This is a genomic window from Mycobacterium sp. E802, from assembly GCF_001666875.1.
GTDB lineage: Bacteria > Actinomycetota > Actinomycetes > Mycobacteriales > Mycobacteriaceae > Mycobacterium.
Genome location: NZ_LZJD01000191.1, coordinates 1 through 6,265 on the forward strand (window position 1 = coordinate 1; position 6,265 = coordinate 6,265).

The 6,265-nt window shown below is 68.0% G+C and carries 5 protein-coding genes and 1 pseudogene; all 6 read left to right on the forward strand.

Going from position 1 to position 6,265, the window contains the following annotated elements; genetic code table 11:
• Window positions 1–1,060, forward strand: a pseudogene (locus tag A5699_RS27705) (DNA repair protein RecN); the annotation flags it as partial.
• A 108-nt stretch (window positions 1,061–1,168) separates the two neighbouring features.
• Window positions 1,169–2,353 (forward strand): putative cytokinetic ring protein SteA, encoded by a 1,185-nt coding sequence (gene steA, locus A5699_RS27710; RefSeq protein WP_067777009.1) that lies wholly within the window; start codon window positions 1,169–1,171, stop codon window positions 2,351–2,353.
• 14 nt (window positions 2,354–2,367) lie between these two features.
• Window positions 2,368–3,309, forward strand: a complete 942-nt coding sequence (locus A5699_RS27715; RefSeq protein ID WP_067777013.1) for a copper transporter — start codon at window positions 2,368–2,370, stop codon at window positions 3,307–3,309.
• A gap of 126 nt (window positions 3,310–3,435) precedes the next feature.
• Window positions 3,436–5,211, forward strand: a complete 1,776-nt coding sequence (locus tag A5699_RS27720; protein WP_142253874.1) for a CTP synthase — start codon at window positions 3,436–3,438, stop codon at window positions 5,209–5,211.
• On the forward strand, window positions 5,204–5,824 hold the full coding sequence (locus A5699_RS27725) for an NUDIX hydrolase (protein WP_067777015.1): 621 nt from the start codon (window positions 5,204–5,206) through the stop codon (window positions 5,822–5,824). Before A5699_RS27720 ends, A5699_RS27725 begins: the two co-directional genes overlap by 8 nt.
• On the forward strand, window positions 5,821–6,265 hold a 445-nt coding region (locus A5699_RS27730; protein ID WP_197508416.1), incomplete at its 3' end, for a site-specific integrase. The genes A5699_RS27725 and A5699_RS27730, both read left to right, overlap by 4 nt.

Sequence of the window (6,265 nt, forward strand, 5' to 3'; positions counted from 1 at the left end):
GACGGCCCGGCTGGCGTTGTCCGGTGAGCTCGAAGAACCGACGCCGGAGTCGATGTCGGCGGCAGACGGGGTGGGCCGGGCGCAGGCAGCATTGGAGGCCACCGATGATTCGGCGCTGCAGGCGCTGGGAGCCCGGTTGGCCGAGGCGATGGCGGTGATCGGTGACGTTTCCGGCGAACTCGGGGACTATCTGTCCGAATTGCCCAGCGATGCCAGCACTTTGGAGACCAAACTGGCGCGTCAGGCCGAGCTGCGCGCCCTGACCCGCAAGTACGCCGCCGACGTCGACGGGGTCTTGGAATGGTCACGCGAGGCCGCAGAACGGCTGGCTCAGCTCGACGTGTCCGAGGAGAGTCTGGCTGCCCTGGACCGCAAGGTCGCCGAGCTCGAGGCGCAGGTGGCCACGGCGGCGGCCGAACTGACCAAGGCCCGGACCCGGGCGGCCAAGGGGTTGGCGAAGGCGGTCACCGCGGAGTTGGCCGGGCTGGCCATGGCCAACGCGGTGTTCACGATCGGGGTGGCCCCGATGCCGGTACGCGCCGACGATTCGGCGCCGCTGAGCATGCCCGACGGGGAAGTGCTGCACGCCGGGCACGACGGGGTCGACGCGGTCGAGTTCGGGTTCACCGCGCATCGGGGCGCCGACGTGCTGCCGTTGGCCAAGAGCGCCTCGGGCGGTGAACTCTCCCGCGTCATGCTGGCTCTCGAGGTCGTGCTCTCAGCGTCGACCGCGGGCACCACGATGGTGTTCGACGAGGTCGACGCCGGTGTCGGTGGGCGCGCGGCAGTTCAGATCGGGCGGCGCCTGGCTCGGTTGGCCCGCACCCATCAGGTGATCGTGGTGACGCACCTGCCTCAGGTCGCGGCCTACGCGGATGCGCATCTGGTGGTCGACAGTGGTAACGGCCGGGCCAAGTCCAGTGGCGTGCGGCGTATCGAGGACGAGGACCGGGTGGCCGAACTGGCTCGGATGCTCGCCGGTTTGGGGGAGTCCGACAGCGGCCGGGCACATGCGAGGGAGTTGCTGGAGGCCGCGCAGCAGGAGCGCGGCACACCCTGATCGCGCGGCACATCGGGATTGTTACTGATGTGACTAAAGCAGACTTCTGAGGCTGGTGTTACGGCGCGCCTCCGCCGCCTGACCGGTGATCCCCGACAGAATCGGCGCATGAAGATGTCCACGCTGCTGACCCGCCATGCCAGTTCGCGTCCGGGAGTCACCGGCACTGCCCGGGTGGACCGCGACATCGATCGGCTGCTGCGGCGCGTCGGCCCCGGCGAGATCGTGGTGCTCGACGCTCAGGACCTGGATCGGATCACCGCCGATGCGCTGGTGGAGGCCCAGATCGCCGGTGTCGTCAACGCCTCGCCGTCGATCTCGGGGCGCTACCCGAATCTCGGTCCCGAGGTGCTCGTCGCCAACGGCGTGGTGCTGATCGACGAGGCCGGGCCGGACGTTTTCAAGAAGGTCAAGGACGGCGCCCGGGTCCGGCTGCACAACGGCGGCGTCTACTCCGGTGACCGGCGCATCGCGCTGGGCACCGAACGTAACGACCAAGAGATCCACGAGCTGATGCATGACGCCAAGAGTGGCCTCGTGGCACACCTGGAAGCCTTTGCGGGCAACACCATCGAGTTCATCCGCAGTGAGAGCCCGCTGCTCATCGACGGCATCGGCATCCCGAACATCGACGTGGACCTGCACCGCAGGCATGTGGTGATCGTGGCCGAAGAGCCCAATGCCGCTGAGGATCTCAGGGCGCTCAAACCGTTCATCAAGGAGTACCAGCCGGTGCTGGTCGGGGTCGGCGTCGGCGCGGACGTACTGCGCAAGGCCGGATACCGGCCCGCGCTGATCGTCGGTGACCCGGACAAGATGAGCGTCGAGGTGCTGCGCTGCGGTGCCCAGGTGGTGCTGCCGGCCGACGCCGACGGCCACGCCGCCGGATTGGAGCGCATCCAGGATCTGGGTGTCGGTGCGATGACGTTCCCGGCTGCCGGGTCGGCGGCGGACCTGGCGCTGCTGCTGTGTGACCACCACGGGGCGTCGCTGATCGTCACCGCCGGCCACACCGCCTCCATCGAGGAGTTCTTCGACCGGTCGCGCCAGCGCAGCAACCCGTCGACGTTCCTGACCCGCTTGAAGGTCGGCGAGAAACTCGTCGACGCCAAGGCGGTGGCCACCCTGTACCGCAGCCGGGTCTCCGGTGGGGCAATCGCCCTGCTGGTGCTGGCGATGCTGGTGGCCGTCGTCGTCGCGCTGTGGGTTTCGCGTGCCGACGGCGCCGTCATCGACTGGGTCGTCGAGTACTGGAACCGCTTCACGCTCTGGGTGCAGGGCCTGGTCAGCTAAGCGATGGGTGAGCTGTGATCACGCTACGCGCACACGCGATTTCGCTGGCGGCGGTGTTCCTGGCGTTGGCCATCGGGGTGGCCCTCGGGTCGGGGCTGCTGTCCAACACCGTGCTGTCGGGCCTTCGGGACGACAAGTTGGACCTGCAGCATCAGATCGACACGCTCACCGACGGCAAGAACGCGCTGAACGAAAAGCTCAACGCGGCAGGGAAATTCGACGCTCAGATGGCACCGAGAATCGTGCGTGACGCGTTGAAGGACAAATCGGTGGTGATATTCCGCACGCCTGACGCGGCCGACGGCGATGTCGAAGCCATGTCGCGGTTCGTCGGCCAGGCCGGCGGGCGGGTGACCGGGACGATCGGGCTCACGAGCGAATTCGTCGAAGCCAACTCGGCCGACAAGCTGCTCTCGGTGGTCAACTCGCCGATCGTGCCGGCGGGCAAGCAACTGAGCACCGCGGCGGTAGACCAAGGCTCTCAAGCCGGTGACCTGCTGGGCATCACGCTCCTGATCGACAAGAACCCAGCCGCCGCACCCGTGGACGACATGCAGCGCCAGACCGTGCTCGCTGCATTACGCGACACCGGGTTCCTCAGCTATGACGATCAGCACATGTCGGCGGCCGACACCGCGCTGATCGTGACCGGTGGCGGGCTCGGTGATGACGGCGGCAACCGCGGTGCCACCGTGGCGCGGTTCGCCGCGGGACTGGCGCCGCACGGCGCCGGGACCGTGCTGGTGGGCCGTTCCGGGTCGGCCTCGGGCACCGGGCCGGTCGCGGTGACCAGGTCAGATGCGGGTCTGAGCGCCGCGGTCACCACCGTGGACGACGCCGACGCCAGCGCCGGCCAGCTCACCGCCGTGCTCGCGCTGAGCGACCTGGCAGGTGGCGGGAAGCCCGGCAAGTACGGCACCGGGCAGGGCGCCACGTCGGTGACCATCCCGCAGTAACGCCGGCGACCGCTTTGCTCGGTGCGGCGCGCCAGCGACGACTTGTCGTCGTCGGTGTTAAGGTGAACTTCCGTGGGTCGGCAGGCCACAGCTGGTTTATTGATTCCCTGCCCGTCGTCACGGAGGATGCTTTTGCCCGCCTTACGCAAGCACCCGCAAACCGCCACCAAACACCTCTTCGTCACCGGTGGCGTGGCGTCTTCACTCGGTAAGGGGTTGACGGCCTCGAGCCTCGGTCAGCTGCTGACCGCGCGGGGACTGCAGGTGACAATGCAGAAGCTCGACCCCTATCTGAACGTCGATCCGGGCACCATGAACCCGTTCCAGCACGGGGAGGTGTTCGTCACCGAGGACGGCGCCGAGACCGACCTCGACGTCGGCCATTACGAGCGGTTCCTGGACCGCGACCTGTCCCAGTCGGCGAATGTGACCACCGGCCAGGTGTATTCCTCGGTGATCGCCAAGGAACGGCGCGGCGAGTACCTGGGCGACACCGTGCAGGTGATCCCGCACATCACCGACGAGATCAAGAGCCGCATCCTGGCGATGGCCGAACCGGATGCGACCGGGCACCGCCCCGACATCGTGATCACCGAGATCGGCGGCACCGTCGGTGACATCGAATCACTGCCGTTTTTGGAGGCCGCCCGTCAGGTGCGCCACGAAGTCGGCCGAGACAACTGCTTCTTCCTGCACGTGTCGCTGGTGCCGTACCTGGCCCCCTCCGGTGAGCTCAAGACCAAGCCCACGCAGCACTCGGTGGCCGCGCTGCGCAGCATCGGCATCACCCCGGACGCGCTGATCCTGCGATGTGACCGCGACGTGCCCGAGCCGCTGAAGAACAAGATCGCCCTGATGTGCGACGTCGACATCGACGGGGTGATCTCCACCCCGGATGCGCCGTCAATCTACGACATCCCGAAGGTGCTGCACCGCGAAGAGCTCGACGCCTATGTGGTCCGTCGGCTCAACCTGCCCTTCCGCGACGTCGACTGGACCGAGTGGGACGATCTGCTGCGTCGCGTGCACGAGCCGCAGGAGACCGTCCGGATTGCCTTGGTGGGCAAGTACATCGACCTGTCGGATGCCTACCTGTCGGTTGCCGAGGCGCTGCGGGCCGGCGGCTTCAAACACCGGGCCAAGGTGGAGATCCGCTGGGTGGCCTCCGACGACTGCGAGACCGAGAACGGCGCGGCCGCCGCGCTGGCCGACGTCGACGGGGTGCTCATCCCCGGCGGATTCGGCATCCGCGGCATCGAAGGCAAGCTCGGGGCGATCTCCTACGCGCGCAAGCGCGGCCTTCCCGTCCTGGGCTTGTGTCTGGGTCTGCAGTGCATCGTGATCGAGGCGGCGCGCTCGGTCGGAATCACCGACGCCAACTCTGCCGAGTTCGATCCGTCGACCGCCGATCCGGTGATCTCGACGATGGCTGATCAGGAGGATGCCGTCGCGGGTGAGGCCGATCTGGGCGGCACCATGCGACTGGGCGCCTACCCGGCCGTGTTGGAGGCGGGATCGATTGTGGCGCAGGCTTATCAGGCCACCGAGGTGTCAGAGCGTCACCGGCACCGCTACGAGGTCAACAACGCCTACCGGGATCGGATCGCCAAGAGCGGCCTGCGGTTCTCCGGCACTTCGCCGGACGGGCATCTGGTGGAATTCGTGGAATACGACGCGAAGATCCACCCGTTCCTGGTGGGTACCCAGGCCCACCCCGAGCTCAAGAGTCGGCCGACCCGTCCGCACCCGCTGTTCGCGGCGTTCATCGGGGCGGCGCTGGCGTACAAGGCCGAGGAACGACTGCCGGGCATGGACCTTCCCGAGCATTTCACCGAGGACGCCGGAGAAGCCGGAGACTCCGGCAGTGCTGCTGAGGAAGCCGAAAGCGCTTCTCTTGGGTGACCACGACTTCGACACGATAGCCAGCGAAACCGTCTACGTCGGAAGCATTTTGGCGTTGCGGGCCGACGAGGTCAGCATGCCGAACGACGGTTCGGCCCGCCGTGAGGTGGTGGAACACTTCGGCGCGGTGGCCGTGGTCGCGCTCGACGACGACGGCAATGTGGTGTTGGTGTACCAGTACCGACACCCGGTGGGCCGTCGGCTCTGGGAACTGCCCGCGGGCCTGCTCGACCTCGGTGGTGAACGGCCGGAGGTGACCGCGGCCCGCGAACTGGAGGAGGAGGTCGGCCTGGCCGCCGCGCAGTGGCGTGTGCTGGTGGACCTGGTGTCCAGCCCGGGCTTCTCCGACGAGGGCGTGCGGGTCTTCCTTGCCACCGGCCTGACCGACGTCGGACGGCCCGATTCCGAGCATGAGGAAGCCGACCTGGTGGTCGAGCGCGTGCCACTGGACGAGGCGGTGAATCGAGTGTTCAGCGGTGAGATCGTGAACTCGATTGCGGTGGCGGGCATCCTGGCGGCGCATGCCATGCCCGACGTGGGCACGCTGCGAACCGTCGAGGCCCCGTGGACCGATCGGCCCACAGCATTCGGGCGGCGCAAAGGCCGGCAATGACAACCCCGTCGCCGCTGCGCTCGGCCCTCGATGACCAACTCCAGGGCTATCTCGATCATCTGACGATCGAGCGCGGGGTGGCGGCCAACACCTTGAGCTCGTACCGGCGCGATCTGCGTCGGTACGCCGAACATCTGGCCCAGCGTGGGATCGATGACCTGGCCAAGGTGAGCGAGTCCGACGTCAGCGACTTCCTGATCGCGCTGCGCCGCGGGAATCCGGATGCCGGAGTCGCTGCGCTCTCGGCGGTGTCGGCGGCCAGGGCGGTGGTTGCGGTCCGGGGGCTGCACCGGTTCGCCGCCGCCGAGGGGATGACCGAACTCGACGTCGCGCGCGGCGTCAAACCACCCACGCCCAGCCGTCGGCTGCCCAAGAGCCTCACCCTCGACGAGGTGCTCGCGTTGCTCGAGGCCGCCGGCGGGGACAGCGAGGCCGACGGCC

What these genes read in the sequence shown, in the direction of transcription:
- steA (WP_067777009.1), top strand. Translation starts at nt 1,169, where the DNA reads ATGAAGATGTCCACGCTGCTGACCCGCCATGCCAGTTCGCGTCCGGGA.
- A5699_RS27720 (WP_142253874.1), top strand. Translation starts at nt 3,436, where the DNA reads ATGCTTTTGCCCGCCTTACGCAAGCACCCGCAAACCGCCACCAAACAC.